Source organism: Asticcacaulis sp., from assembly GCF_051956075.1.
Classification (GTDB): Bacteria; Pseudomonadota; Alphaproteobacteria; order Caulobacterales; family Caulobacteraceae; genus Asticcacaulis.
Window position 1 is genome coordinate 1 of the sequence record NZ_JBQCGA010000021.1, and the last position, 24,323, is coordinate 24,323.

Below are 24,323 nucleotides of genomic sequence, written 5' to 3' on the forward strand. Positions count from 1 at the left end.
ACGTCGCCCTAACCATCAACCCGATCAGAGGAAAATCAGTCCCAAGCGCGTGGCGAAAAACACGACACAGAAAAGTGCGACCGTATAAACCCCAAACTAAATCGAAATGAGAACCGCGTTACGATGAATGAAGCGGGCTAGGCTATCCGTGCAGATGGCCGAAGGCCATCATCCGTGTTTTGGCTGCGCCGAACGCCGTTTCCGTGGTTCAATCCAAATCTGCGTTCATCTGCGTCAATCTGCGGTTCCCCTTTTCCCTAGAGGCGCAGGAGGCGGCGGCGGTTCATAATCCCTGCCGCGTCACGACATGCCGCCGCAGCCACGGCTCCAGCCGCTCAAAACGCAAGGCGTTCGCGTCATAAAGCGGGATAACGAACCCCATCGCCGTGTCCAGATCGGCGTCCAGACCACAGCCGTTCAGGATCAGAAAAACGTGCATGGCCGCGAAGGCCGTGCGCTTATTGCCGTCGATAAACGGATGGTTTTGCGACAGGCTTTCCCAAAGCGCAGCGGCTTCGGCGACGAGATCGGGATAATAGCCGGTCCTTTTTCACAACTATGGACAGGACAAGAGCGGGTTTCTGGGCGTAGTTTTTATCCTTCCCCGTTTACGGGGAAGGGGGACCGCGAAGCGGTGGAAGGGGGGATCTCGCCGCGCGTTTGCCCCTGCCTCAAGGCTTCACACCCCTAAATCCCCACCCGCGATTCCGCCAGCCTCCAGCTTCCGACCGCCTCCTCCACCAGAGACTGAAGCTGACGCCCCTCAGTCTTGGCCAGAGCGCGCAGATCAGCCAGCATCGCGCTATCCATCTGCGTAGCGAACTTTTCCCGCGACGACTGCTCTGTCATGGCTGAAACTCCCTTATAAGCATTTTATCATGAAATTTCATGATGAGGCAGCCGCAACTTGAGGCTTGAAAGCGGCGTCGGTCTCACCTTCGAACACGTCCGCCAATGGCTGGCCCGCACCGAGGCCCAACCCTTCTTTACGGCGATGGAGAAGACAAAGGCCGGGTTTTGGGCGTAATATTTTATCTTTCCTCGTTTAAGGGCATTGATAATGCAGACGGACTTCATAAGCGCGCTTTGCGTGATTTGCTCGGACGTGTACGGCGGTAAATGCCATATTCACGGGGAAAGGGGCGGCTGGAGCGGCTACGAATGCGACGTCTGCGGCAAATACGGCCTCACTCACGACGCCTTGGGAAATTTTAGCGACCTGCGTTCGACTGATGCCTCTAAGCTGAAACGTGCAGCGCTATCGCACTATTTAAGCCGAAGCAAAGCTAATTCACCGGACAGGTATTTCGTTCTCAACCTTCAGAAGCTCCAGAGCATAGTTGAGACAGAACGCCTTCCTACGCCGCCGGAGCAGGTTCAAAATCTCATTGTGTATATTGGGAATTATGTTCGAGATAATGGCGTTGCATTTCACGGGTCTAAAGACCTTGCAGCAATAGTTGGGGCATTTAACGACGAACGCATACAGCAGATTGCTGATCAGATGATCGCCCGTGGTCTAATTTCACGCACCGATCCAAGGCCTCTTGAAAACGGAGAGCAGCCGCATGTCTATTATCCAAAGTACGACCTTACCTTAGATGGTTGGGAGCTTTACGACAAAGAAAAGCATGGAGAATTGACCGGTTCGTACGGATTCTTGGCGCGCAAGTTTAATGAACCAACGTTCGAGGCCTACTTAAAAGATGTCAAGGCTGGAGTCTTGGCAAACACGGGTTTCGAACTTCGCGAAGTGAGCACCTTCAAAGAGCCTGGAATTATAGACAATATTATGCGTCAGAAAATCCGCGAAAGCGCGTTCGTAGTCGCAGACCTAAGCCACGGCAATAAAGGTGCTTACTGGGAAGCGGGTTATGCGGAAGGGCTTGGAAAGCCTGTGATCTACATTTGCGAACGATCTGTCTTTGACCACCCTACCGATGGGCCGCATTTTGATACGAAGCACTGCAACACGGTAATATGGGAGTATGGTTCCGTCGATTACCTGATCAGTGAATTGACGGCGACCATCAAGACAATGCTAGCTTTAAGAGAAAGCGCTCCCCGTAGGAGCTAAAATGCATCCCCAATGACCCAAAAGTGAAGGGCAAAACGGTATTACGCGGATCACCCGTTACCCTTGACTCATTCATAACTAATGCATTATGAATAACCTATGAGTTATGAATCACCCCAAACCGACGCCATCTTCAAAGCCCTGTCCGATCCGACGCGGCGGGGCATTTTCGAGCGCCTGTGCCGCGAGGGCGAGCAGACGGTGGTGGCGCTGACCCGCCATGCCGGGATTTCGCAGCCCGCCGTCTCAAAGCATCTGGCGGCGCTGAAACTGGCCGGGCTGGTGACGGATCGCCCCGACGGGCGCCAGACCCATTACAGCGCGCAGCCCGCCGCGCTCGGTCCCTTGCGCGACTGGACCGTCGAGATGACCGCCTTCTGGCGGGGCCGCTTCGACAAGCTCGATAATCTCCTGAACAGGATGGACCAATGACCGACGCCGCCGAACTCCAGACCGTCGCCATCGAGCGCGACTTCGCCCATCCGCCGCATAAGCTGTGGCGCGCCCTGACCCAGCCGCACCTGATCCGCGAATGGCTGATGGACAACGATTTCGCCCCTGAGGTCGGCCACCGGTTCAAGCTGCGCGGCGAATGGGGCGGCGTGCTCGATTGCGAAGTGCTGCTGATCGAGCCGGAGCGCAGCCTGTCCTACACCTGGGATTTCAACAGCGACGACCCCGCCTATGCGCTCAAAAGCGTGGTCACCTTCACACTGACCCCGACCGAAACCGGCGCGCGCCTGCGCATGGAGCAATCCGGCTTCCGTCCCGAGCAGAAACAGGCCATCGGCGGCGCCAAATACGGCTGGGCGCAGTTCTTCGACAAGCTGGATCAGGTGGCCGCGCAATGACCCTCAGCCAGACCATCCGCACCACGCACCGCTGGCTGTCCATTATCTTCACCGTGGCGGCCCTGATCAATATCGCCGCCGTCATCATGCAGGTTCAGGCGCAATGGATCGGCCTTCTGGCCGCCGTGCCGCTGATTCCAATGCTGATCACCGGCCTCTACATGTTTTTTCTGCCGTACCTGCGCCGCCAGACCTGACCAGAGCTGATCAGTGCGCGGCCTTGGCGGCGCCCAGCTTGGTCATGCCTTTCAAGCCGCCCAGCACGCCGATCATGCCATAGGCGAAGACATAGAGCAGGAACAGATCGACCACCGCGCCGATATGGCTGAGATCGGGCCAGCGCGCATAGCCGTGGTTCATCACCACAGGCAGGAAGATCTGAAACGCCAGCACGACCACGACCGCCAGCAGCGCCTTGAGCCCCAGCCGGTCGGCCTTGGGCTGCAACAGGCCGATCAGGATCGCGACGATCAGCACCGGCAGCGGATTGAGCGTGGATAAGGCGTTGCTGAAACCGTCGCTGACGCCGGTGAAAAAATGCCAGATGTCATTCATGCTGGTCCCTTTTTATAATGGAGGAGGGGAGGAAGCACGCAACAAATACGGCGCGATGATACGCGCCGTTCGACTTTGGTTAAGGAATTATCAAAAAGCGATGCGGAAGGTAGCGGCTTATCGGCCGGTCGAGCCGAAACCGCCTTCGCCGCGCGTCGTGACCTCTAAACTGTCGGTCTGTTGCCAGACGATGCGCGCATGCCGCGCCACGATCATCTGCGCGATGCGGTCACCGCGCCGGATGACGAAATCCTCTGCGCCGAGATTGATCAGGATCACGCCGACCTCGCCGCGATAGTCGCTGTCGACCGTGCCGGGCGTGTTCAGGCAGGTAACGCCGAATTTCAGCGCCAGACCGGAGCGCGGACGCACCTGAACCTCAAAGCCCTGCGGCACGGCCATCTTCAGTCCGGTCGGCACCAGAGCGCGGCCTAGCGGCTTCAGCGTCAATTCATCGCCTTCGGGGATCGCCGCGCGCAGGTCGAGCCCCGCCGATCCGTCCGTCTCATAGGCGGGCAGGGACAGGCCGACGGCGTGCGGCAATTGCACGACATAGGCGGTGACGTCCGGCTGGGCGGGGGTTTGCGGCGTGGGTGGGATGGGTGGGTTCATTTGGGGCCTAATTTTCGCAAATTTCGGCTAATTCACACGATTCTCGGCCATTATCCCAATCGTTTTTGAATATATCCGACCAGAAAATCGGCGATCTCCGCCTTCGTCCCACCCTCGATCGGGGTGTAACCGCCAAGGTCCACCAGAGTCGCGCGGTTCTCCGCCGCGCCGAAAACGCCGCTCGACACATCGTTGGCGATGATGGCGTCGCAGCCTTTCGAGGCCAGTTTCGCCTTGGCGTAATCCTCCAGTTTTTGCGTCTCCGCCGCAAAGCCGATCACAAGGCGCGGGCGCGCGTCCAGATGCTTGGAAACCGATTCCAGAATGTCGGGATTCTTAACCAGGGTAAGGCTTAGCGTGTCCTCGGCGGTCTTCTTCTGCTTCTCGCTGGCCACCTCTTTGGCGCGCCAGTCGGCCACCGCCGCCACTCCGATAAAGGCGTCGCACGGCAAGGACTTATGCACGGCCTCATACATCTCCTGCGCCGTCTCGACGTCGATCCGCACGACCCCCGGCGGCGTCGCCAAAGCCACCGGCCCGGAGACCAGAACCACCTCGGCGCCCGCCTCCGCCAGCTTCTGCGCCACCGCATAGCCCTGCTTGCCGGACGACCGGTTGGTCAGACCGCGCACCGGGTCCAAAGGCTCGAAAGTCGGCCCGGCGGTCACTATAATCTTCTTGCTAATCAAAGACTTAGACGCTTCCTGCAACGCCGACATAATCGCGTCGAAAATCGCCTCCGGCTCCTGCATCCGCCCCGGTCCGAACTCGCCGCACGCCATTTCCCCCTCGTCTGGCCCCGCAAACAACACGCCATCCGCCTTCAAGGTCGCCAGATTCCGCTGCGTCGCCGCATGGCGCCACATGCGCACATTCATCGCCGGCGCCATCAAAACGCGCTTGTCCGTAGCCAGCAACAGGGTCGAGGCCAGATCATTCGCCAAACCGTTGGCCAGCTTGGCCATCAGGTCGGCGGTGGCCGGCGCGACCACGACCAGATCGGCCTGCCGCGACAGGCTGATATGCCCCATTTCCGTCTCGTCGGTCAGGTCGAACAGGTCGCTATAGACCTTGTCCCCGGACAGGGCGGCGGCGCTCAAAGACGTCACAAAGGCCTGCGCCGCCTGGGTCAGAACGACGCGGACCTCATGCCCGGCCTTCTTGATCAGCCGGATCAGCTCCAGCGACTTATAGGCCGCAATGCCGCCGCCGACGATCAGCAGGATACGTTTGGGACTGGCCATCTCGGCTCCTTTAACTCACTGCGCGCTTGTGCCATAGGTGGGGACGGGTCGGCAAGCCGTGAAGGGGGAAGCTATGCGAACGCGCGCCATTCTGATCGCCGGACTGTTGCTGCTGAGCGCCTGCGACGCCGGGCCGTCCGCCGTGATCGGCGACGGGCAGGGCGAGTCGCCGACCCTGCCCGCAAAGGCCGCGCCGCCAGCGTCCGACGCCGAGGCCTCCATGCCGGTGACGAACGACGCGCCGCCGCCGGAAACCGTTGCGCCGCAAACGGGCGCCGCCCTGCCCCTGCCGTCCGGGCCGCGCGCGCAGATCACCGAAACCGCTTACGGCGACTGGCCGCTCTGGTCGCAAAGCCGCAAATATTCCGCCGACGACAATGCCCATTATCAGTACGCGCATCACGGCGCCGAGATCGGCGCGAAATCCTACGCCGATTTTCTGGCCATGGCGCATGGCTTTGTCCACGCGCCGCCGAAGGGCGTGCAGACCCTGAAACGCCGCAATGGCGACACGCTGCTTTACGATCCGCGTCAGAATATCTTCGCCGTCATGACCAAACAGGGCGCGCCGCGCATCCTGTTCCGTCCCCGCGACGGCGCCGACTACTGGGAGCAGCAAAAAGACATCGAAGCTTCAGGCGGATGGCGCAAAGCGCGCAACGACTAGGCGGCACGGATAAAGCTGTTGGCGGTCAGGCGCCCAAGGCGCGGGTCGTCGCTTAACCGCGCGCCGTCGAACAGGGCGCAATGCAACACGCAGGCCGGATAGATAATCAGCCGGTTGAATCGCGCCTCGACAGCCTCGGTCAGGGTAAAGCCCGGCGTGTCCGGCCCGGCGAACCCTTTCAGCGCCGCGCCGTGCGCGTCCAGTTCGGCGTCGATGGCGGCCATATAGGCTTCGCGCCGGTCGGGCGTGATCGCCTCGAAGCCGCTGGCGTCATGACGGAAAAAGCCGGTGCCGCCGCCCTGATCGTGCGCCAGATAATGCACACAGGCCAGAATATCGGTTTCGGCGTGGTCATAATGCGGAATGCGCTGGCGCGGCGTCAGCTCGTCGGCGCGCCGGGTGGACAGGGCGAAGAAACCGTGCGCCGACAGCCGCCGGTCGGGCGCGATGCCGAAGACCCGCTGCAGGGACGGGCGCAGGGCGGGCAGCAGGGCTTCCAGATAGCTCTGCGGCAGGGCGGCGTTGACGCCGGGATACCAGATGCTGACCGGATCGCCGAACGGGGTCTTTATAGCGATGTCGCGCGCCGCCTCTGGATCGGCCAGCACGTTATCGACCATCAATAAAGGCGCGCTCTCTTTGCCGAGACGGCGCGCGCTGGCTTCGGCGGCGGGATTGACGGCGAAGGCCGACATCAGGCGATCTCGGCCCAGCCGCCGGACCGCTCTGATGCGAACAGGGCGTCGAGAATTTTCATGTTCCGGCGCGCGTCCGCCATTCCGTAGGGCAGGGACGCCTCGCCGCGGATGGCGGCGGCGAAGGCTTCGCCCATCAACTGGTACTGGTCGGCGACCGGCAGGGTGTGAACAATCGCCTCATGTCCGTCGAGCGTCGCGCCATTGTCGATGACGACGCGACTGGGCGTGGTCACCGGCTGGTTGAACGGAATGGGCAGGTTGAGCCGCGCGGTCTGGCCGAAGACATTGATCGTCTGACTGCGGCCCGCCTCGGTCGAGACCGTAAAGGACAGTTGCCGTCCCTGCCCGAAATCGAGCAGGCCGGAGGCGACCACATCCGTGCCGAAAATCTCGGAGCGTTTGACCAGCGAGACGGCGCGCAACGGTTCGGCCTCGAAGAAATAGCGTCCGGCGACAATGCAGTAGCAGCCGATGTCCATCAGCCCGCCGCCGCCCCATTCGACCTTGTTGCGGATATTGTCGGGATCAAGGTTTTCATAACTGAAATAGCTCTGGATCATATGCGGCGCGCCGATGGCGCCGTCGCGGATCAGATCGCGCGCCTTTTGCCATTGCAACGAGTGCCGCACCATGAAGGCTTCCATGATGTGGACGGACCGCGCCGCCTCTTCCAGCGCGTCGATTTCGGCGGCGTTGAGCGCCATCGGCTTTTCGCACAGGACGTGTTTGCCCGCCTCAGCCGCCTGAAGCGTCAGCGGCACATGCAGGTGATTGGGCAGCGGGTTATAGATCGCTTCGATTTCCGGGTCGGCCAGCAGGTCTTCGTAAGACCCATAGGCCTGCTCCAGCCCAAGCTTATCGACCGCAGCCTGCGCCGATTCCAGCGTGCGCGAGGCGATGCCCTTGACGCGAATCCTGTCGCTTTTCAAAAAGGCCGGGATGACCTTGTTGAGGCCGATTTTCGCGGTGGACAGGATGCCGAAGACGACGGGTTTTTGCATCAGGCAAGTCTCTCGATAAGCGCCATGGCGGCGGCGGGATTGGCGACCTTGTGGCCGCTGATCACAAAGGCATAGACGTCGCGCGGCGCCGCCTTGCGCTCGCCAGTGACGCAAGGCAGATCACCGGGGATGTCGCCCTCGCTCAACGCTTTAATGCGCTTGGCCCAGGCGTCGAGATCGGCCTCGCTATAGCCCCTGTCATGGCCCTCGGTCGTGCCCATCAGGCGCAAATACGCATAGTCCGCCGTCTGATCGGCGATGACCGGGAATTCGGAATCCGCGCCGGTGATGATGGCGATATTGTAGCGTTTCGCCAGGGCGATGAAGGCCGGGTCGCGGAAGCTGTCGTGCCGCACCTCGACCGCGTGGCGCAGACGCACTCCGTCCAGCTCCGGCGGCAGCAGTTTGAAGAAGTTGTCAAAGTCCTGCTCGTCGAACTTTTTGGTCGCCATGAACTGCCAGTTGATCGGCCCCAGCTTGTCGCCCAGTTCGGTAATTCCGCTTTTTAAGAAGCGTTCGACCGACTCGCTGGACGCCGCCAGATCCTTGCGGTTGGTGGCGTAGCGCGTGCCCTTGACGGCGAAGGTGAAGCCGTCCGGCGTCTCATTGCGCCATTTTCGGAACGATTCCGGCTTTTGCGAACCGTAATAGGTGCCATTGATCTCTATGCCGGTCAGTTTCGACGCCGCGTAGTCCAGTTCCCGCTTCTGCGTCAGGCCGTCGGGATAGAAGGTTCCGCGCCACGGCTCATAGGTCCAGCCGCCGATGCCGATAAAAATAGCCATGAGCTTCCTCCGTTGCCGTTTTTTGACGCATCCGGCGTCAACATGCCAGACGCAAATTACATGTTCACTTAATGTTCCTGTTGTGGCAGAGTCAAGCCGATGGATTCGTCAGAAAGCGACAGCACCCGGCATCGAAAGATCATCCATATCGATATGGACGCCTTTTTCGCGTCGGTGGAACAGCGCGACAATCCCGACCTGCGCGGCAAGCCGGTGGCGGTCGGCGGTTCGTCCTTGCGCGGCGTGGTGGCGGCGGCCAGTTACGAGGCGCGCACATTCGGCGTCCATTCCGCCATGCCCAGCGTAACGGCGAAGCGCAAATGCCCGGACCTGATCTTCGTGCGCCACCGCTTCGACGTCTATAAGCAGGTATCGCGCCAGATCCGCGATATTTTCGAGGACTATACGCCGCTGGTCGAGCCTTTATCACTCGATGAAGCCTATCTCGACGTGACGGAAAACCGGAAAAATATGGCTTCGGCCACCGAGATCGCGAAGGAAATCCGCGCGCGCATTTTCGAGGCCACGCAACTGACCGCCTCGGCGGGCGTATCCTATAACAAGTTCCTGGCCAAGCTGGCCTCCGATCAGAACAAGCCGAACGGCCTGTGCGTGATCCGGCCCGAACAGGGTGCGGCCTTCGTCGCCGCCCTGCCAGTCAAGAAATTCCACGGCGTCGGCCCGGCGACGGCGGCGAAGATGCACAGGCTGGGTATCGAAACCGGCGCAGATTTGCGCGCGCGGTCGCTGGACGATCTGACGCGCGCCTTCGGCGTGTCGGGCAAGCATTATTACTGGATCGCGCGCGGCGTGGACCGGCGCGAGGTCAAACCGGATCGCGAGCGCAAATCCATCGGCGCTGAAACCACTTTCTTCACGGACCTGACCGCGTTCGACGCCGCCTGGCGCGAACTGGAGCCTCTGATCGACAAGGTGTGGCGCCATGTCGAGACGAACGCGGTGCGCGCCCGCACGGTGACGCTGAAGGTGAAATTCTCCGACTTCCAGATCATCACCCGCTCGCACACCGGCGCGGTCCTGACCGATAAAAGCGAGATGATCGCAGCGGTCAACAGCCTGCTGCTCAACGTCTTTCCGCCGCCCAAGGGCGTGCGTCTTCTGGGCGTCACCCTGTCCAATCTGGGCGCGGAGGCGGATGAGCCGCAGTTGAGCCTGGGCTTGTAGCCCGAAAGGCAAAAGACGGCTTTGTGATGACGTCCTGCTGAGCTATGTCGGGTAAACGCCTTTGGCGCGTCAAAATGGTTGACCCCGCCGACGCAATAACGCTTTAAACATCACACCCCAATTCCGCGAGTTTTACCCCTTATGTCCGCTGCGCCGCTGATCTGCCCGTCCATTCTGGCCTCCGACTTCGCCGCGCTCGGCGCCGAGGTGAAGGCGATCACGGAGGCGGGCGCCGATTTCGTGCATATCGACGTGATGGACGGCCATTTCGTGCCCAACATCACCATCGGCCCGGACGTGGTCAAGGCGCTGCGCCCGCACACCGATCTGCCCTTTGACTGCCACCTGATGATCTCGCCCGTCGATGCGTTTCTTGACGCCTTCCGCGCGGCGGGCGCCGATCTGATCAGCGTCCATCCCGAAGCCGGGCCGCACCTGCACCGCACCTTGAAATATATCCGTCAGCTCGGCGCCAGGGCCGGGGTCGTGCTGAACCCCGCCACGTCGGTCGATGTGCTCGACTATGTGATGGACGATATCGACCTCGTGCTGGTGATGAGCGTCAATCCGGGTTTCGGCGGCCAGAGCTTTATCGACACTCAGTTGCGCAAGATCGAGGTCATCCGCAAAAAGCTCGACGCGGCGGAAAATCCGGCGATTCTGCAGGTCGATGGCGGGGTCAACGCCCAGAACGCCGGGCTATGCGTCAGCGCAGGCGCTACGGCCCTGGTCGCCGGGACGGCCGTGTTCAAGGGCGGACCTTCGGCCTACGCCGCCAATATCAAGGCGTTGAAAGGGCTGTAAACCGTGCAGCCCTTCGAGTCCGTCAGCCCCCACAGCTCCACCCCGACGCGCCCGTCCGTCGCGCGCATCCTGTCGGCGTGGTTCAAGCATCAGCTCGGCGCCGAGCTGTTCGGCATGCCGGGCTATGGCCTCACCTTGCGCGGACGCACGCCTGACGGTTTCCTGGCTGCGCCGCACGATGCCCGTCCGGCGGACGCGCGGCTCGGCAAGGCCATCCTGGCCGGACGCTTCGCCCTGGCCGATGCGCGCATGAGCGTTCAGGGCAGCGGCGATCCGTGGAACCGGCCTTCGCCGTCGCGCGCCTTCGCCGCCGAACTGCACCGTTTCTCCTGGCTGCCGTCGCTGATGGCGCAGGGCGAGCCGGGCGCGAAAGAGGCCTTGCGCCTGTTCGTCCTGTGGCTGCGCACCTTCCGGCGCTGGGCGCCCTTTCCGTGGGGCGCGTCCATCCTGCCGCGTCGCCTGATCAACCTGTCCGCCCATGCGCGCCGCATCGCCGCCGCCGGAACGCCCGAAGACGGGGTCTGGCTGGCTCAGTCGCTGTCCGAACAGGGGCGGCACCTGTTGCGTCTTTATAACGACCCGGCGACCCAGGCGACGCGCGCGATTGCGCTGAGCCTGCTCGGCTGCGTCCTGTCGGGGCGGATCGGCGACGGCTTTCGCCGCAAGGGGCTGAAGCGCCTGCCCGCCGCGTTGAAGCGCACCGTGCTGGCCGACGGCGGCCACGCTTCGCGCAGCCCGCAGGCGGCGCTGGAGCTGCTCTATGACCTCCTGATGCTGGAAGACGCGCTGGCGCAGCGCTCTCTGGCCATCCCGCCCGCCGTCGAACAGGCGGTCGAGGCTTTAAGCCGCTTCGTGCGCGCCCTGTCGCATCCGAACGGGAGCCTATGCGCCTTTCAGGGCGGCGAGGGCGTTTCCGAAACGCGCATCGCCCCGGCCCTCGTTCATACCGACGGCAAGGCCGGCGCCTTGCCCGGCGCGCTGGAGCAGAGCCGTTATCAGCGCCTGATCGCGCGTTCGCTCAGCGTCTTTGTCGATGCGGGCGAGCCGCGCATGGACGCCTTCGGAACCGCCGCCTGCGACCAGCCGATGAATTTCGAGGCGTCCGGCGGTCACGACAAGCTGATCGTCTCCAATGGCTGGTCGCCCCTGCAGGCGGACCGGCAGGCGTTCCGCGTCATCGGCGCCGGCAACGGCCTCAGCATCGGCGAGGACGCGATCCTGGCGCCGGTGACCGGCCCGTTCGGCCCCTTGCTCGACAATGCGCTGGAAGGTCCGCGCTATAAGGTCCGCTCGCGCCGCGCCGAGGCGGAAGGCGCCGGGGTGCTGCTGGAGATGGAGCATGACGGTTGGAAGCCGAAATACGGCATGCGTCACGAGCGTCGCCTCTACATCGACCTGCAACGCGACGAATTGCGCGGCGAAGACCGTCTGACCGCCATTGAAACGCGCAAGGATCTGCCCATGGCGGCGCCCTTCGCCATCCGCTTCGTGCTGCACCCGGAAGTGCAGGCCTCGCTGGCGCGCGACCGCAAGAGCATCCTGCTGCGCGGACCCGGCGGGCGCGGCTGGTGGTTGCGGCACGACGCGCGCGACGTGGCGCTGGAGGATAATGGAACGGTTTTCGAGGCCGGACAGCCGCGCCGCACGACCGTGATCGCCCTGCGCGGCTCCTGTCGGCTCGACGCGGCCACGCGCGTGCGCTGGAAATTATCGCCCGCCGAAGCGTAACATGCTCGCTTACAAAATCGGGACGGCTTACCGACTGCATCCTTATTCGGTCGCGGAGATACTGACCGCGAAGAGAGAAAGGAGCACAGTCATGTCTCAGTTTCATCACAAGATCGCCGCCGCCGTGGTCGGCGCGGGCCTGCTGACGGGCCTGGCCGCGATTCCGAACGTGGCCGACGCCACCAGCTATGTCTGCAAGTACGAAGAAAAGAAGAGCAGCAAGACCGGCACGGTGATCGGCGCGGTCGCGGGCGGCGCCATTGGCGGTTCGCTGGCCGACACGCACAATAAGGGCCTTGGCACGGTCGCCGGCGCCGTGGTCGGCGGTCTGGTCGGCTCGAAAATGGGCAAAAACCACGGCAAGGAGCGCTGCGAGGACGAGCACGCCTGGCGCGAACGCACGGTCTGGGAAAAAGATCGTCACGGTCGTCGCCACAAGGTCGTCTATAAATATGTCGATCCGCGCTATCGCTAGCGTTTTTGCAAAAGCCCCGCCGTCCGGCGGGGTTTTTTGTTACCTGAACCAGGATGAACGGGCGGCTCAAGCTCCGTTCAGCTTGCGGGGTTTATAACCGGTTTCATGATCGGTCGCGGAAACGCTCCGGGCCATAGAAGAAAGGAACTTAAGTTATGAACAAGATCGCTCGCAACGCCACAGTCGCGGTCATGTCGATGGGCCTGATCGCTTCCGCCGCCGCCGTCCCCGCCATGGCTGAGGCCCGTCCCGTCTATGGCTGCAAGGCCATGACGCAGGAAAAGGCCAAGACCGGGACCATCATCGGCGCCCTGCTGGGCGGCGCCCTGGGCGGCAGCGTCGCCGATACGCACAATAAGGGTCTGGGCGTCGCCGCCGGGGCCGTGGTCGGCGGTCTGGTCGGCAACAGCGTCGCCAAGGACAAGGCCCGCGACGACTGCTACCAGGCGCGCATGCAGCCGGTGCGTTACAAGGCTTATGACAGCCACAATTATAACCGCTACAGCTATGATCGCCACAGCTATAGCAACAACGACCGTCGCGACAGCCGCGACCGTTATGACCGCAATGATGGCCGCTACGGGGCTCGCTGGTAAATCTCCGGCTTGAGCCGCCCGGCCATCAAGAAGGCCCTGCCGATCCAGAGGCGGCAGGGCCTTTTATAGTATGTCATTGCGGTGATGACGCCGCCGCACTATCGGCGCGCCAAGCGGTTGAGCCTGATCGCTTACAGTCGGCGAAAGCCGGTCGGCTGGCCTGAGCCCGCCGCGTCGATGCGCGCAATCGCCTCGCGCAGCGGTTCGATGGCCACCTTCATATGATGGGCGTTGGCGTGGATGATGTGGTGATCGTCGACCATGATGGCGACATGGCCCTTCCAGAAGACGAGATCGCCGCGACGCAGGTCGCCCAGATCGGGACCGACCGTCAGCGCGACGCCGAGTTTCGCCTGCATGTCGGAATCGCGCGGGCAGCCGTAACCGGCGGCGTACAGCGACTGCTGCAACAGGCCGGAGCAGTCCAGCCCGATGCTTTCGCGCCCGCCCCACTGGTAGGGCGCGTTGATATAGGATTCGGCTACCGCCACGAAGTCCTCGGCGAAGCGCTCGAAATCGCTGAGGTGGTTGGCGAACACCCAGCCCATCTCGTTGATATAGGCAAAGCCGTTCTCATAGCGCGTCACCGACACCAGCGCGTTCAGGCTGAGCGCGGTCAGGATCGACGCCTTCAGGTTCGGCGCGGCGAAGACGTAGGTGCGAAGCGTCGCGACATAGTGGGTCGGCAGATACCAGTCGCGGCGGAAGGCCGACACCGGCACATAGCCGACATAGCCGTCGCGCAGCGCCTGACCCCAGAAGAAGTCGTGCTTGCGCTCGATCACCTTGAAGCGCTCGCCCATCAGGAGCTGGTCCCACTGCTCGGCGCCGTGTTCTGGCGAGGACAGGATCGGCGCCGTGGCGTCGTAACAGCTCAACACCTCGCCCGCGACGTAGGATCGCGCCCGGATCAGGCCTTCGTGCGCCTGGTCGGTCACGCCATCCTTGAAGGGCGTCGTGCGCTTGTCATAGGGTTCGTCGCTCATATGCGTCATGGAAGCTTCTGCCTTCACCAATACTATGAGGGCAGCTTAGCGCAGGGATGCAAAAGTCGCGTTAACAGCCACAGTCAATAAAGTGTTGCGAGCGTTTCCCCAAAAAGTGGTTCCACTTCTTGGATAAGGAAGAGCGACAAAAATATCTAATACGCTTTCAAGACCTCGTAAACCGCCCGCAGCGCCTGGGCTTCGGCGCCGACCGGATGGCCGGGGCGGCTGCGCGGGTTCCAGGCGTAGATGTCGAAATGGACCCAGGCGCCCGTCGTCGGGGCGAAGCGTTGCAGGAACAGGGCCGCCGTTACCGATCCGGCCTGCGCCCAGCCCGCCGGATCGTTGCGGATGTCGGCGATGTCGCTGTCGAGCGCGTCCTTATAGCCCGCCCACAGCGGCATGCGCCATAAGGGGTCGTGGCGCGCGATTGCGGCGACTTCGAGGCGGCGGGCCAGATCCTCGTCCTCGGTATAGAAGGGGATCACCTCCGGCCCCAGCGCCACGCGCGCCGCGCCGGTCAGGGTGGCGAAATCGACCGTCAGGGTCGGGTTCAACTCGCCCGCCCGCGTCAGGGCGTCGGCCAGGATCAGTCGACCTTCGGCGTCGGTATTACCGATCTCGATGCTGATCCCGGCGCGCGAGGCCAGCACGTCGCCCGGGCGGAAGGCGTCGCCCGACACCGAATTCTCCACCGCCGGAATCAGAATATGCAACTGCACCGGCAGGTTCGACGCCATCACCCAGTCGCCGAGCGCCAGAGCATGAGCGGCGCCGCCCATATCCTTTTTCATCAGCCCCATACTGGCGCCCGGCTTGAGATTCAGCCCGCCGGTGTCGAAGGCGACGCCCTTGCCGACCAGCACGATCACCGGCGCGTCCTTTTGCGCGGGGTTGCTGCGCCAGGTCATTTCGATGAGGCGCGGCGCATTGTTCGGACCCGCCGCGCGTCCGACGGCGTGGACGGCGGGGTAATTCTCTTTCAGCAGATCGTCGCCGGTGATGACCGTGATGTCGGCGCCATGGGTCTGGGCCAGGCGCCTCGCCGCCGCTTCGATCTCGGCGGGCCCCATATCGTTGGCGGGCGTATTGACCAGATCGCGCGCCAGCCTATGCGCGCCGACCTCGATCTCGACCTGCGCGCGGGTTTCGCCGTCCAGCTCGGCGTCGTCCAGTCTGGCCTCGATGGCCTTGCCCGCCTTGTAGCGCGTAAAAGCGTAGGCGCCGAAGCCCCAGGCGGCGTGGATGGCGGCGCGATCAAGCCCGACATCGGCCTCCAGCCGCCACAGCCCCTTGGGCAATTGCGTCGGCAGGGCGCGGAAGCGCATCGGCGTGTAATGACGGCGCGCCCCCAGGCCGAACCAGGCGATCAGCCCCGATTTCGACGGCAGCACGATCAGACTGCCCGCCTTGCCGCTAAACCCCTTCAGACGCAGGAAATCGGCTTCGGCGGCCAGACCGACGACGGACTCGGCCTCCTCCTCGAACACGGCGATCAGGCGGTGAGCGGTGGGGGCGGGCGTCTTGAGCGGCTTGGGCATGGTGGATCCGGTTAACGAAGGTTAAGCGCCTTAACTCTATCTTCATGAGATTAACCGAAAGCTTAAAATCGCCATTCGGGAGAGTCATGCGTGAGTCGTCATCGTCTTTTCGTCTTCGCCGCCGCTCTGGCTGTAAGCGGTCTTGTAACAGCCGCGCCCGCCTCGGCGGGCCTGTTCGGCGGCAAGCCGAAAGCGGATGCTGCCCCTGCATCGGGCGTGACGCCCTCGGTGAGCGGCAATACCCAGACCAGCGTGACCACCAACCTGCCCACCATGTCGGATGATGGCGGCGACGCGGCCTTCCACAAAGCCTCCAAGGACGAGATCGCCGCCGCCCTGCGCGCCGATCCGCTGGCCCAGTCGGCCTTCTTCACCAACCAGTTCGACCACGCGCCCGACGATCCTCAGATGGGGCTTTATTTGTCCAACGCCCTGCGCGCTTTGGGTCGCTACGATCAGGCCGCCGATATCGCCCATCGCGTTCTGCTGTTCGCACCGGACAATGTCGATCTGCTGCTGGCCGCCGCGCGCGCCCATATTGCGGGCGACGACGCGTTCTTAGCCGTCGCGCCGTTGCAGCATGTGATTGAGCTGAGGCCGAAAGACTGGACCGCCCATTCGCTGCTCGGCGTCGCCTATCAGCAGATCAAGCGCCCGGACGACGCGCAATCGGAATGGGCGGCGGCGCTGAAACTGTCGCCGGACAATCCCGACGTGCTGACCAATATCGCCATGGCCAAGGCGGCGGGCGGCGATCTGGCCGGGGCCGAGCCCTTGCTGCGCACCGCCGCCGCGCAGAAGGACGCCAGCATGCAGGTGCGTCAGAATCTGGCGCTGGTGCTGGGCCTGCAAGGCAAGCTGTCCGAGGCCGAACGTCTGCTGCGTCAGGATCTGCCGCCGCAGCAGGCCGATGCTGATCTGGCCTGGCTGCAACAGGCTTCGGCGGCGCGCCGCGCCGGTTCCGCCGCCGTGGCGCCCGCCGCATCGCAGGCGCCGATCCGTTCCTGGGCCTCGGTTCAGGCCGCCGGGGGATAGATTAAATCTGACAGACCGGGCAGAAGAAGGTCGAGCGTCCCTGATGGACCTTGCGCGCGATCATGCCGCCGTCCTTGCGCGCGCATGGCTCGCCTTCGCGGTCATAGACGCAGAAACGGTGCTGGAAATAGCCGAATTCGCCCGACGCCGCCGCAAAATCGCTGATTGACGAGCCGCCGGAGGCGATGGCGTCGTTCAGGACGGACCTGATCGCGTCGGTCAGGGCCGCCGCCTGATCGGGCGTCAGGTCGCGCGCCTTGCGGTCCGGCGACAGGCGCGCGCGCCATAACGCTTCGCAGACATAGATATTGCCAAGACCCGCAATCCCGGCCTGCGCCATAAGCAGCGCCTTGAGGTTGAGGTTGCGCCCCTGCGCCTTGCCGAGCAGATAGGCTGGCGTCAGATCGTCGGACAGGGGTTCGACGCCCAGCCCCTGAAACCAGCGGCTGGCGTAGAGTTCATCCGGCGTCAGCAGCAGCATAAAGCCGAAGCGGCGCGGATCGTAATAGTCGATCTCGACGCTCTGACCGTCTTTTTCGGCGATGACCTGAAAATGCCGGTGTTTGGGATCGGGCGCGGTCTGGTAATAGGGTTCCGAACCCGGCGCGGCATCGACGCGGAAGCGACCGGTCATGCCCAGATGCGTGACCCAGACGCTTTGCGTATCCAGATGGGCGAGCAGATATTTCGCCCGCCGCTCCAGCCGCAGCACGGTTGCGCCCTCCAGCCGCTCAGTGAACCGGTCCGGGAACGGCCAGCGCAGGTCGGGACGATGAAGGCGCGCCCGCGTCAGGCGCGCCCCTTCCAGATAAGGGATCAGGCCGCGCCGGACGGTTTCGACTTCGGGCAGTTCGGGCATAACGACTCTTTACGCGGAAGCCAGCGCGGCCAGGTACGCGCCTTCAATGGCCGCCAGATTGGCCGCGATCTTCTCCGGCGTCCAGTCCCACCAGCGGATACGCAGCAGTTCCGCCACCGTAGCGTCGTCAAAGCGGCGGCGGATAAGAGTCGCCGGATTGCCGCCAACGAGGCTGTAGGGCGCAACATCCTTGGTCACCACCGCGCCGGTCGCGATAATGGCGCCGTCGCCGATCGTCACGCCCGGCATGATCAGGGCGTTCATACCGATCCAGACATCATTGCCGACGACCGTGTCGCGACACGGCAGGTTCAGATAGTCGCCCATCGTCTCCGGGCGCAGCACCCGGAACGGGAAGGTCGAAAATCCGCCCATCGGGTGATTGGCCGAGGAGGTGATGAAGCGCGCGCCGTGGGCGATCTGGCAGAAGCGACCGATCACCAGCTTTTCACGGCTGATCGGGAACAGATAGGGCGCCAGGGTCTGCGCCCAGTCTTCGACCGGATCGAAGCTGGACGCATAGCTGAAATCGCCCGCCGTGATGCGCGGGTGGTCGATGACCTTGTTGAGATAGACGGTGTTGCGGATCTCGGTCCCGTCGGGCAGCGCGATCGGGTGGGTCTTGTTGGGATTAAGCCAGCTCATGTCGGGCCTCAATGGGTCAGAAGAAAACGCCGCGTCAGGGCGGCGACGATGCGGGCATGAGCCGCCGGATCGGCGGGCCGCACAAAGTCGTAGCCGATGTCGCGCCAGTCGGGATCGTCGGTCGTAAAGCCCAGCCGCGGCAGGATGGCGGTCGAGGTCACGAACATCTGCTGGCGATAGGGCAAAAGCACGCCGTCCGTCTCGGCGCGATGACCGGCGGCCTCCGCATGGTCCGTGAACCACGCATTGAGCGAATCCTTCAGGCCGGGCGCAGCGAAAAATTCGGAAAAGTCCGGTCCGTCGCAGGCCTGTTTCAGCGCCGCCCAGTTGGGATAGCCCGCCTCGTCGGCGATGACGGCCAGGGCGTGCTTGAGCTGGAAGGTCTGGGGCGGGATGCGCATGGCCAGGCGGGCGAAGCGGTCCATGGCCGAGGCGTGGCGCAATTCGTCGTCGCTGCGCATGCCTTTCAACAGGCGTACAGCGGCGCGGCGATAGGTATCGAGAGAAGATGAGGACATAGGGTCTCCTTTGCGAAACGGCCCGGTCCCCATCCCGGTCAGGCCAACAAAGAAGCGTCAATTGTCGTCGGCAAAGCCTTGCGTCCGGGTAGCTTGCGCTTTTCGTGGGGCGGGGCCTTTCCGGCAGGCCCGTTCGTTACATAGCCGCAAGCGGCGCCGGATTCAAGACTCCTGACGTTAGGCTTATCTTTACCCCCTGCCTCAATGATGCGTGAAACCCGGAAATGTGAGCGACTCCTTTGCGCCAGCTCAGCGAACAGCGGATGGAAACAGATGTTGCGGACTTCGCCCCCGAAGCGCCGCCGCTGCTGGTCCGCAAGCCCCTGCCCTATGCGGATCGCTGGTGGCGCAGCGAGGACGGCTTGCAGCTCTATGCGCGCGACTATCCGGCGGTGGCCGGGCGCGTGCGTCTGCCGGTGATCTGCCTGCACGGCATGCGCCGCAACAGCGCCGATTTCGAGACCGTCGCCCCCTATATCTCCGCCCTTGAGCGCCGCGTCATCGCGCCGGACCTGCGCGGGCGCGGCCTGTCGGAAAACGATCCCGACGCGGGCAATTATCACCTGTGGACCTATGCGCGCGATGTGGCGCAGATGTGCGACGCCTTCGGCATCGGTCAGGCGATATTTATCGGCAGTTCGATGGGCGGTCTGGCGGTTATGGTGCTGGCAAGCTTGCGCCCGCATCTGGTGCGCGCCGCCGTTCTGAACGATGTCGGACCGAAGCTGACGAAAAAGGGGCTGGCGCGCATCGCCGCCCGCGCCGAAGCCGAGCTTGCGCCCCACGACGACTGGGTTTCGGTCGCCGCCGTTCTGGCGGAACAGTCCGGCGAAGACTATCCGAACTATGAAGCGTCCGACTGGCTGAACATGGCGCAGCGCCTCTATCGTAAGGGCCGCGACGGGCGGCTGCACGCGGCCTATGATCCGCGCCTGACCGCCGCCTGCCGTCATCTGACGCTCGATCTGGCCGCCTACGATCTGGAGCCGTGCTATGCCAGCCTGGCGCATCAGCGCCCCGTCCTGCTGCTGCATGGCGCGCAGTCCGACCTGATCGGCGAAAAAGAGATTCGGGCCATGAAGCGCGCCAGCCGCGCGGGCGGCGGCGACTTCACCCGCGTCGATATCAGCCATGTCGGCCACGCGCCCGACCTGAGCGAGGCGCAGGCGCGGCTGGCGATACAGGATTTTCTTGACGTCCAGGCCTGAACGTCCAAAGCCCTGAACGTCTTGCCTTACTTGTGGCCAAGCCCCATATCCCATCTGCAACAGCGGAGATCGGCATGGCGCGCGGCGTGATATTCGACAGTCCCTATCTTCTGGGTTTTGACGAGATGCGCCTCCTGATCGAGCGCGTCGGGCGCAATCATGACGCCTACCCGCCCTATAATGTCGAGGCCCTGCCTTCAGGGCGTTTGCGCATCAGCATCGCCGTCGCCGGATTCACCTTGGATCAGTTGCGCGTCGAGGTGCGCGGCGCGCATCTGACGGTCAGCGCTATGCGCGATAAGGCTGAGAGTGTGGAGCGCGACTATCTGCATCGCGGCATCGCCCTGCGCGGCTTCAACCGCGCCTTCGTCTTGTCGGATGGCTGGCAGGTGACGGAAGCGGCTCTGGCGCACGGCTTGCTGCATATCGACCTGGAAAAGCCCGAACCCAGCGACGTCGCGCAGACGATACCGATTAAAGCTGAATAATTCCGAAGGCTCGCCTTCGGCAAGGGCGCTTAAATTATCTGCTTTGGCCGCCGCGCACGTTTGCGCGAGAGCCCCGGTTTTAGCGAAGCTAAAACGATGTCTGAGATGTTCATGTCCGCAAAAGCGGACATGGGGGCAATTGAACGCAAAAAAAGCTTAACCTGCTTTGCAGGTTAAGCCGCGTTGCTGTCGGCCATGTCGGTCAGCAGGGCGTAGATGGCGTCGGGATTGTCGATGGCGCGCAACTGTTCGCGCAGGTCTTTCTGGCGTAAGAGGCGCGACACCTTGGCCAGGGCGCGCAAATGCTCGGTCCCTGCGTCTTCGGGCGCCAGCAGGGCGAAGACAAGATCGACCGGCATGTCGTCGATGGCTTCATAATCCACCGGCGTCTCCAGCCGCATGAATACCCCGTACATACGGTCCAGACCCTTGAGCGCGGCGTGCGGCACGGCGACGCCCAGACCCACGCCGGTCGAGCCGAGCTTTTCGCGCTCCAGCAGGGCCTGCAGCACCTCGCCAGCGTCCAGTTTGAGGTTGCGCGCGACCGCGTCGGCGATCACCTGAAGCGCCTGACGCTTGGAATTGACGCTGACATGGCCCAGGATAGCGTTGCGTTCGAGCAGGGTGGCTAAAGACATAATCCGTCCGTGAAGGCTTAAATTTTGGCGCATCCGTAACGACGTTAACGCCGCGCGTTGCCTTAAAGGGGCGGGCCGCAGGCGTCAACCCACCCCTAGATGACAAGTTTTTGACTGGCTTTCAGCCCATTTCGCGTATTGCGCGCACAGAATCGGCGCGTTTACGCGTGGCCGCGCACATTGGTGCGCTCTGGATCGATCCAGCCGATATTGCCGTCTGGACGGCGATAAATGACTGAAAAGCCGCCGTGCGCCGCGTTGCGGAACATCACGACCGGATAGTTGGACATCTCCATTTCGGCCACGGCGGCGGAGACCGTCAGGGTGCGCAAAGGCGCCTGGGTCTCGGCGATGATCATGGCCTGCGGTTCGGAGCCGTGATCCATGCCGTCATCGAAATCATCGTCCACATCGGCGCCGTCAAGATCGGCCGCGCGCAGCACGGTGACATTGGCGATCTCTTCTTTTTGCGGCGCGCCGTTATGGTGGCTCTTGAGCCGTCGCTTATAGCGCCGGACGCGCTTTTCCATATTGTCGAGCGTACCGGAGAAAGCGGAATGGGCGTCGCCGCCAAAGGCGTGGGACACCAGCACCTGACCGGAGGCCAGGCGCACCAGACAGTCGGCCTTGAAGAGATAGCCCTGCTTCGAGATCGTGACCTCGGCGATGCCGCCGCGCTCGAAATATTTTGCGACGCCTTGCGACAGTTCGCTTTCGATGCGCTCACGCAGAGCCTCGCCGACTTCAACCTGTTTTCCGCTGACTTGAATTTGCATAGCGAAGTACGCTCCGTTCTTTTAGGTTAAGAACCTGACCGCCCGGGTGATGACCAAAAGCGGCTCGCCCCCGGCGCGCCCGCATCCTTCAGGATACCGAAGGTATGCAAGCAGGACTTTACGCCTTTCATGGGGCGTGAAAAGTCACGAAACTGTGTAAGCTCTGCGACCGAACGGCGCAGGCTTCACGTTGAATTTATTAATGAATATTGAAGTTTTCCGCACTGTGCGCAAAGCCGGGGGACAGGGAGGGCGCAGCGATCAGGGTTGAGCTGGCGGCCAGGGCCAGAAGCGCGGACAAGGCAAGCGGCAATCTATAGCGTGTCATGGGGCGACCGTTTTGACGAAGTTGATCTTCGCTTATAGACCGGTCGCCGTAAACGCTCAGGCGGGATATGGGTCGCGCGGTATAAGGCGCGGATCAGGAGAGGGGCGGATTACTCGACGACCGGCAGACGGTGCGCGCGGCCCCACAGGACGACAAGGCGGACGATGAATTGGGACAGGGTCTTCATGGGCATGGACCTTCTTGCTGAAATTAAAGCGCGGAGCCAGGGGCCATGCCAAAGGCGAGCAGGGCGGCGGCGATGCGGTCAAACAGGGTCTTCATAGGAACACACAATCTAAGTGTTGATGACAGCGCTGTCATAACACATCTCGCATATGCGAGAAAGAGGCGCCTCGGTCACAATTTCGGAGTGGGATTGTAACAATCCGCAGGACGCCGTTTTCGCGTCGTCAGCGCAATTGCCGCTTGCGTTCGACCGATGACGGGATGCGCAGGGCTTCGCGGTATTTGGCGACGGTGCGTCGCGCGATATCGACGCCAGCCTCTTTGAGAATATCGACGATGCGGTCGTCAGACAGGATTTCGCCCGACGCCTTTTCACCGTCGATCAGGCTCTTGATCTTGTGGCGCACGGCTTCGGCGGAATGGGCCGCCGTGCCGTCGGACGAGGCGATAGCGGCGGTGAAGAAGAATTTCAGCTCGAACACGCCGCGCGGCGTGGCGATATATTTGTTGGTGGTGACGCGCGACACGGTCGATTCGTGCATGCCGACCGCTTCGGCGACCGTCTTGAGGTTCAGCGGGCGCAGGTATTCGACGCCATAGACGAAGAAGGCGTCCTGCTGGCGCACGATTTCCGACGACACTTTCAGGATGGTGCGCGCGCGCTGATCCAGACTACGGATCAGCCAGTTGGCCTGGTTCAGGCATTCGTGCAGATAGGTCTTTTCCTGATCCGAACGCGCCGCATGGGCGACGCGGGCGTGATAGGTCTGATCGACCAGCACGCGCGGCAGGGTGTCGGAATTGAGGTCGATGCGCCATCCGCCGCTGGCGTCGGCGCGCACGAAGACATCGGGGACGATGGCGGGCGACGGTTCGGCGTCGAAGGCGGCGCCGGGGCGCGGATTAAGCGCCTTCAACTCGGCGATCATCTCGGCCAGGTCTTCATCATCGACGCCACAGATTTTGCGCAAAGCGCCGAGGTCGCGCCGCGCCAACAGGTCGAGATGTTCGACCAGAGCCGCCATGGCCGGATCGAAACGGTTGCGCTCGATCAGTTGCAGCTTCAGGCATTCCGGCACGCTGCGCGCCATCACGCCGGTCGGTTCGAAGCCCTGGCAGCGTTGCAGCACATCCTCGACCAGATCAAGGCCGCAGCCCAGCCGTTCGGCGATTTCGGGCAGGGAGACGCGTAAGTATCCGGCCTCGTCTACGCCGTCGATCAGGATCTGGGCGACGGCCATGTCGGATGTAGAGAAGTGCGCGATCAGCGCCTGATCGGTCAGGTGTTCGCGTAAGGATTTGTCGCGCGTCAGACTGCGCTCAAGCCCTTCGTCGTCGCCGTCGAAGCCGCCGCCGCCCTTGCCCGCCTTGGACCAGTCCACCACCGGACCTTCGCCCGCATCGGCGGTCGGTTCGCGTTCGCGCACCGAGGGCGCGTCTTCGCCATAGACGTCGCCGTCGCTGGCGTCGAGCTGGTTGTTGGCGTCGCCCGCGTCGCGGTCGGACAGGGTCAGTTCGCGCATATCGTCGCCGCCGGTCTCGACGGGCGCATCCGTCTCGGAGGCGTCCGCAGCCGGATCGGCGTCGTCGCGTTGCAGCAGCGGATTGCGCTCTAGCTCGGCTTCGATCACCGCCTCCAGCTCAAGATTGGACAATTGCAGCAGCTTGATCGCCTGCTGCAACTGGGGCGTGATGACCAGCCCCTGTCCCTGCCTGAGTTCGAGTCTTTGTCCAAGCGCCATGCGTCGCCGTGTCCGTAATCCTGTTGCGGACCCGATCCTGCCATGCGTTCGTTAATATTTGCTTGGAAAGCTTAACCGCCTGAGCAGATTGGCAC

29 protein-coding genes and 1 pseudogene are annotated in these 24,323 nt (G+C 63.0%); 13 read left to right on the forward strand and 17 right to left on the reverse strand.

From position 1 onward, the window contains the following. Positions 1–283 precede the first annotated feature (283 nt). Positions 284–526, reverse strand: a pseudogene (locus ACTHLA_RS05570) (type II toxin-antitoxin system death-on-curing family toxin); the annotation flags it as partial. Positions 527–687: 161 nt separating this feature from the next. Then, the gene (locus ACTHLA_RS05575; protein WP_440186096.1) at positions 688–849 is read right to left on the reverse strand and encodes a hypothetical protein; all 162 of its coding nucleotides are present in this window, start codon (positions 847–849) and stop codon (positions 688–690) included. A 211-nt stretch (positions 850–1,060) separates the two neighbouring features. On the opposite strand from ACTHLA_RS05575, the gene ACTHLA_RS05580 reads away from it, so the two are divergent. The 4 genes from ACTHLA_RS05580 (at position 1,061) to ACTHLA_RS05595 (ending at position 3,125) form a co-directional block, all read left to right on the forward strand. Next, a complete protein-coding gene (locus ACTHLA_RS05580) occupies positions 1,061–2,077 on the forward strand; it encodes a hypothetical protein (RefSeq protein WP_440186097.1) in 1,017 nt (338 codons plus the stop codon). 99 nt (positions 2,078–2,176) lie between these two features. After that, entirely contained in the window at positions 2,177–2,509 is a 333-nt protein-coding gene (locus ACTHLA_RS05585) for an ArsR/SmtB family transcription factor (RefSeq protein ID WP_440186098.1), read from the forward strand. Next, complete coding sequence (locus ACTHLA_RS05590; RefSeq protein ID WP_440186099.1) at positions 2,506–2,928, forward strand: SRPBCC family protein; 423 nt, start codon at positions 2,506–2,508, stop codon at positions 2,926–2,928. Before ACTHLA_RS05585 ends, ACTHLA_RS05590 begins: the two co-directional genes overlap by 4 nt. After that, positions 2,925–3,125, forward strand: a complete 201-nt coding sequence (locus tag ACTHLA_RS05595; protein WP_440186100.1) for a hypothetical protein — start codon at positions 2,925–2,927, stop codon at positions 3,123–3,125. Before ACTHLA_RS05590 ends, ACTHLA_RS05595 begins: the two co-directional genes overlap by 4 nt. Before the next feature lie 10 nt (positions 3,126–3,135). Here the strand turns inward: ACTHLA_RS05595 and ACTHLA_RS05600 are convergent, their stop codons facing one another. From ACTHLA_RS05600 to coaBC, 3 genes are all read right to left on the reverse strand, one after another. Beyond that, positions 3,136–3,483: a hypothetical protein gene (locus ACTHLA_RS05600; RefSeq protein ID WP_440186101.1), complete on the reverse strand. Its 348-nt coding sequence runs from the start codon at positions 3,481–3,483 to the stop codon at positions 3,136–3,138. A 117-nt stretch (positions 3,484–3,600) separates the two neighbouring features. Beyond that, a complete protein-coding gene (gene dut / locus ACTHLA_RS05605) occupies positions 3,601–4,095 on the reverse strand; it encodes a dUTP diphosphatase (RefSeq protein ID WP_440186102.1) in 495 nt (164 codons plus the stop codon). A 50-nt stretch (positions 4,096–4,145) separates the two neighbouring features. Continuing rightward, positions 4,146–5,339: a bifunctional phosphopantothenoylcysteine decarboxylase/phosphopantothenate--cysteine ligase CoaBC gene (gene coaBC, locus ACTHLA_RS05610; protein WP_440186103.1), complete on the reverse strand. Its 1,194-nt coding sequence runs from the start codon at positions 5,337–5,339 to the stop codon at positions 4,146–4,148. A 73-nt stretch (positions 5,340–5,412) separates the two neighbouring features. Here coaBC and ACTHLA_RS05615 point away from each other — a divergent pair, with 73 nt between their 5' ends. Then, on the forward strand, positions 5,413–6,006 hold the full coding sequence (locus ACTHLA_RS05615) for a hypothetical protein (RefSeq protein ID WP_440186104.1): 594 nt from the start codon (positions 5,413–5,415) through the stop codon (positions 6,004–6,006). On the opposite strand, the gene ACTHLA_RS05620 is transcribed toward ACTHLA_RS05615, so the two are convergent. The 3 genes from ACTHLA_RS05620 to ACTHLA_RS05630 are packed head-to-tail and all read right to left on the reverse strand — an operon-like array spanning position 6,003 to position 8,490. Beyond that, the gene (locus ACTHLA_RS05620) at positions 6,003–6,701 is read right to left on the reverse strand and encodes a DUF6445 family protein (protein ID WP_440186105.1); all 699 of its coding nucleotides are present in this window, start codon (positions 6,699–6,701) and stop codon (positions 6,003–6,005) included. The genes ACTHLA_RS05615 and ACTHLA_RS05620 overlap by 4 nt on opposite strands. Then, complete coding sequence (locus ACTHLA_RS05625; protein WP_440186106.1) at positions 6,701–7,705, reverse strand: Gfo/Idh/MocA family protein; 1,005 nt, start codon at positions 7,703–7,705, stop codon at positions 6,701–6,703. Before ACTHLA_RS05625 ends, ACTHLA_RS05620 begins: the two co-directional genes overlap by 1 nt. Then, positions 7,705–8,490, reverse strand: a complete 786-nt coding sequence (locus ACTHLA_RS05630; protein WP_440186107.1) for a DUF72 domain-containing protein — start codon at positions 8,488–8,490, stop codon at positions 7,705–7,707. The genes ACTHLA_RS05625 and ACTHLA_RS05630 overlap by 1 nt, the downstream gene beginning before the upstream one ends. Positions 8,491–8,589: 99 nt before the next feature. On the opposite strand from ACTHLA_RS05630, the gene dinB reads away from it, so the two are divergent. From dinB to ACTHLA_RS05655, 5 genes are all read left to right on the forward strand, one after another. After that, positions 8,590–9,675: a DNA polymerase IV gene (dinB, locus tag ACTHLA_RS05635; RefSeq protein WP_440186108.1), complete on the forward strand. Its 1,086-nt coding sequence runs from the start codon at positions 8,590–8,592 to the stop codon at positions 9,673–9,675. A 141-nt stretch (positions 9,676–9,816) separates the two neighbouring features. After that, positions 9,817–10,479, forward strand: coding sequence for a ribulose-phosphate 3-epimerase (rpe, locus tag ACTHLA_RS05640; RefSeq protein ID WP_440186109.1), 663 nt, complete (start codon positions 9,817–9,819; stop codon positions 10,477–10,479). A gap of 3 nt (positions 10,480–10,482) precedes the next feature. Then, positions 10,483–12,207, forward strand: coding sequence for a heparinase II/III family protein (locus tag ACTHLA_RS05645; protein ID WP_440186110.1), 1,725 nt, complete (start codon positions 10,483–10,485; stop codon positions 12,205–12,207). Positions 12,208–12,298: 91 nt separating this feature from the next. After that, a complete protein-coding gene (locus tag ACTHLA_RS05650) occupies positions 12,299–12,682 on the forward strand; it encodes a glycine zipper 2TM domain-containing protein (protein ID WP_440186111.1) in 384 nt (127 codons plus the stop codon). A gap of 155 nt (positions 12,683–12,837) precedes the next feature. Beyond that, entirely contained in the window at positions 12,838–13,278 is a 441-nt protein-coding gene (locus ACTHLA_RS05655) for a glycine zipper 2TM domain-containing protein (protein WP_440186112.1), read from the forward strand. Between the two features lie 131 nt (positions 13,279–13,409). Here the strand turns inward: ACTHLA_RS05655 and ACTHLA_RS05660 are convergent, their stop codons facing one another. Further along, positions 13,410–14,273: a C40 family peptidase gene (locus ACTHLA_RS05660; protein WP_440186113.1), complete on the reverse strand. Its 864-nt coding sequence runs from the start codon at positions 14,271–14,273 to the stop codon at positions 13,410–13,412. A 146-nt stretch (positions 14,274–14,419) separates the two neighbouring features. Next, positions 14,420–15,805: a leucyl aminopeptidase family protein gene (locus ACTHLA_RS05665; protein ID WP_440186114.1), complete on the reverse strand. Its 1,386-nt coding sequence runs from the start codon at positions 15,803–15,805 to the stop codon at positions 14,420–14,422. 90 nt (positions 15,806–15,895) lie between these two features. Here ACTHLA_RS05665 and ACTHLA_RS05670 point away from each other — a divergent pair, with 90 nt between their 5' ends. After that, positions 15,896–16,840 carry a tetratricopeptide repeat protein gene (locus tag ACTHLA_RS05670; RefSeq protein ID WP_440186115.1) on the forward strand — a complete coding sequence of 315 codons (945 nt, stop codon included), beginning with the start codon at positions 15,896–15,898 and terminating at the stop codon, positions 16,838–16,840. 1 nt (position 16,841) lies between these two features. Here ACTHLA_RS05670 and mutM read toward each other — a convergent pair whose 3' ends face one another. Genes mutM through ACTHLA_RS05685 form a run of 3 tightly spaced genes read right to left on the reverse strand, consistent with a single transcriptional unit; the run spans position 16,842 to position 18,862 of the window. Then, a complete protein-coding gene (gene mutM, locus ACTHLA_RS05675) occupies positions 16,842–17,699 on the reverse strand; it encodes a bifunctional DNA-formamidopyrimidine glycosylase/DNA-(apurinic or apyrimidinic site) lyase (protein ID WP_440186116.1) in 858 nt (285 codons plus the stop codon). A 9-nt stretch (positions 17,700–17,708) separates the two neighbouring features. Next, complete coding sequence (locus ACTHLA_RS05680; RefSeq protein WP_440186117.1) at positions 17,709–18,344, reverse strand: CatB-related O-acetyltransferase; 636 nt, start codon at positions 18,342–18,344, stop codon at positions 17,709–17,711. Positions 18,345–18,352: 8 nt separating this feature from the next. After that, a complete protein-coding gene (locus tag ACTHLA_RS05685; RefSeq protein WP_440186118.1) occupies positions 18,353–18,862 on the reverse strand; it encodes a hypothetical protein in 510 nt (169 codons plus the stop codon). Between the two features lie 263 nt (positions 18,863–19,125). Here ACTHLA_RS05685 and ACTHLA_RS05690 point away from each other — a divergent pair, with 263 nt between their 5' ends. Together ACTHLA_RS05690 and ACTHLA_RS05695 are read left to right on the forward strand one after the other, a co-directional pair. Beyond that, positions 19,126–20,070, forward strand: coding sequence for an alpha/beta fold hydrolase (locus tag ACTHLA_RS05690; protein WP_440186119.1), 945 nt, complete (start codon positions 19,126–19,128; stop codon positions 20,068–20,070). A 74-nt stretch (positions 20,071–20,144) separates the two neighbouring features. Then, on the forward strand, positions 20,145–20,558 hold the full coding sequence (locus tag ACTHLA_RS05695; RefSeq protein ID WP_440186120.1) for an Hsp20 family protein: 414 nt from the start codon (positions 20,145–20,147) through the stop codon (positions 20,556–20,558). Between the two features lie 173 nt (positions 20,559–20,731). Here ACTHLA_RS05695 and ptsN read toward each other — a convergent pair whose 3' ends face one another. The 4 genes from ptsN to rpoN all read right to left on the reverse strand — a co-directional run bounded on the left by ptsN (position 20,732) and on the right by rpoN (position 24,228). Next, the gene (ptsN, locus tag ACTHLA_RS05700) at positions 20,732–21,196 is read right to left on the reverse strand and encodes a PTS IIA-like nitrogen regulatory protein PtsN (RefSeq protein WP_440186121.1); all 465 of its coding nucleotides are present in this window, start codon (positions 21,194–21,196) and stop codon (positions 20,732–20,734) included. A gap of 161 nt (positions 21,197–21,357) precedes the next feature. After that, positions 21,358–21,972: a ribosome hibernation-promoting factor, HPF/YfiA family gene (gene hpf / locus ACTHLA_RS05705; RefSeq protein ID WP_440186122.1), complete on the reverse strand. Its 615-nt coding sequence runs from the start codon at positions 21,970–21,972 to the stop codon at positions 21,358–21,360. A gap of 199 nt (positions 21,973–22,171) precedes the next feature. Further along, a complete protein-coding gene (locus tag ACTHLA_RS05710; RefSeq protein WP_440186123.1) occupies positions 22,172–22,300 on the reverse strand; it encodes a hypothetical protein in 129 nt (42 codons plus the stop codon). Positions 22,301–22,710: 410 nt separating this feature from the next. Then, positions 22,711–24,228 carry an RNA polymerase factor sigma-54 gene (rpoN, locus tag ACTHLA_RS05715; protein WP_440186124.1) on the reverse strand — a complete coding sequence of 506 codons (1,518 nt, stop codon included), beginning with the start codon at positions 24,226–24,228 and terminating at the stop codon, positions 22,711–22,713. Positions 24,229–24,323: the final 95 nt, after the last annotated feature.

What these genes read in the sequence shown, in the direction of transcription:
- ptsN (WP_440186121.1), bottom strand. Translation starts at nt 21,196, where the DNA reads ATGTCTTTAGCCACCCTGCTCGAACGCAACGCTATCCTGGGCCATGTC.
- coaBC (WP_440186103.1), bottom strand. Translation starts at nt 5,339, where the DNA reads ATGGCCAGTCCCAAACGTATCCTGCTGATCGTCGGCGGCGGCATTGCG.
- dut (WP_440186102.1), bottom strand. Translation starts at nt 4,095, where the DNA reads ATGAACCCACCCATCCCACCCACGCCGCAAACCCCCGCCCAGCCGGAC.
- ACTHLA_RS05590 (WP_440186099.1), top strand. Translation starts at nt 2,506, where the DNA reads ATGACCGACGCCGCCGAACTCCAGACCGTCGCCATCGAGCGCGACTTC.
- ACTHLA_RS05595 (WP_440186100.1), top strand. Translation starts at nt 2,925, where the DNA reads ATGACCCTCAGCCAGACCATCCGCACCACGCACCGCTGGCTGTCCATT.
- ACTHLA_RS05625 (WP_440186106.1), bottom strand. Translation starts at nt 7,705, where the DNA reads ATGCAAAAACCCGTCGTCTTCGGCATCCTGTCCACCGCGAAAATCGGC.
- dinB (WP_440186108.1), top strand. Translation starts at nt 8,590, where the DNA reads ATGGATTCGTCAGAAAGCGACAGCACCCGGCATCGAAAGATCATCCAT.
- ACTHLA_RS05665 (WP_440186114.1), bottom strand. Translation starts at nt 15,805, where the DNA reads ATGCCCAAGCCGCTCAAGACGCCCGCCCCCACCGCTCACCGCCTGATC.
- ACTHLA_RS05685 (WP_440186118.1), bottom strand. Translation starts at nt 18,862, where the DNA reads ATGTCCTCATCTTCTCTCGATACCTATCGCCGCGCCGCTGTACGCCTG.
- ACTHLA_RS05580 (WP_440186097.1), top strand. Translation starts at nt 1,061, where the DNA reads ATGCAGACGGACTTCATAAGCGCGCTTTGCGTGATTTGCTCGGACGTG.
- rpoN (WP_440186124.1), bottom strand. Translation starts at nt 24,228, where the DNA reads ATGGCGCTTGGACAAAGACTCGAACTCAGGCAGGGACAGGGGCTGGTC.
- ACTHLA_RS05615 (WP_440186104.1), top strand. Translation starts at nt 5,413, where the DNA reads ATGCGAACGCGCGCCATTCTGATCGCCGGACTGTTGCTGCTGAGCGCC.
- mutM (WP_440186116.1), bottom strand. Translation starts at nt 17,699, where the DNA reads ATGCCCGAACTGCCCGAAGTCGAAACCGTCCGGCGCGGCCTGATCCCT.
- ACTHLA_RS05600 (WP_440186101.1), bottom strand. Translation starts at nt 3,483, where the DNA reads ATGAATGACATCTGGCATTTTTTCACCGGCGTCAGCGACGGTTTCAGC.
- ACTHLA_RS05695 (WP_440186120.1), top strand. Translation starts at nt 20,145, where the DNA reads ATGGCGCGCGGCGTGATATTCGACAGTCCCTATCTTCTGGGTTTTGAC.
- hpf (WP_440186122.1), bottom strand. Translation starts at nt 21,972, where the DNA reads ATGCAAATTCAAGTCAGCGGAAAACAGGTTGAAGTCGGCGAGGCTCTG.
- ACTHLA_RS05655 (WP_440186112.1), top strand. Translation starts at nt 12,838, where the DNA reads ATGAACAAGATCGCTCGCAACGCCACAGTCGCGGTCATGTCGATGGGC.
- ACTHLA_RS05630 (WP_440186107.1), bottom strand. Translation starts at nt 8,490, where the DNA reads ATGGCTATTTTTATCGGCATCGGCGGCTGGACCTATGAGCCGTGGCGC.
- ACTHLA_RS05585 (WP_440186098.1), top strand. Translation starts at nt 2,177, where the DNA reads ATGAGTTATGAATCACCCCAAACCGACGCCATCTTCAAAGCCCTGTCC.
- ACTHLA_RS05650 (WP_440186111.1), top strand. Translation starts at nt 12,299, where the DNA reads ATGTCTCAGTTTCATCACAAGATCGCCGCCGCCGTGGTCGGCGCGGGC.
- ACTHLA_RS05575 (WP_440186096.1), bottom strand. Translation starts at nt 849, where the DNA reads ATGACAGAGCAGTCGTCGCGGGAAAAGTTCGCTACGCAGATGGATAGC.
- ACTHLA_RS05680 (WP_440186117.1), bottom strand. Translation starts at nt 18,344, where the DNA reads ATGAGCTGGCTTAATCCCAACAAGACCCACCCGATCGCGCTGCCCGAC.
- ACTHLA_RS05660 (WP_440186113.1), bottom strand. Translation starts at nt 14,273, where the DNA reads ATGACGCATATGAGCGACGAACCCTATGACAAGCGCACGACGCCCTTC.
- ACTHLA_RS05710 (WP_440186123.1), bottom strand. Translation starts at nt 22,300, where the DNA reads ATGACACGCTATAGATTGCCGCTTGCCTTGTCCGCGCTTCTGGCCCTG.
- ACTHLA_RS05690 (WP_440186119.1), top strand. Translation starts at nt 19,126, where the DNA reads ATGGAAACAGATGTTGCGGACTTCGCCCCCGAAGCGCCGCCGCTGCTG.
- rpe (WP_440186109.1), top strand. Translation starts at nt 9,817, where the DNA reads ATGTCCGCTGCGCCGCTGATCTGCCCGTCCATTCTGGCCTCCGACTTC.
- ACTHLA_RS05620 (WP_440186105.1), bottom strand. Translation starts at nt 6,701, where the DNA reads ATGTCGGCCTTCGCCGTCAATCCCGCCGCCGAAGCCAGCGCGCGCCGT.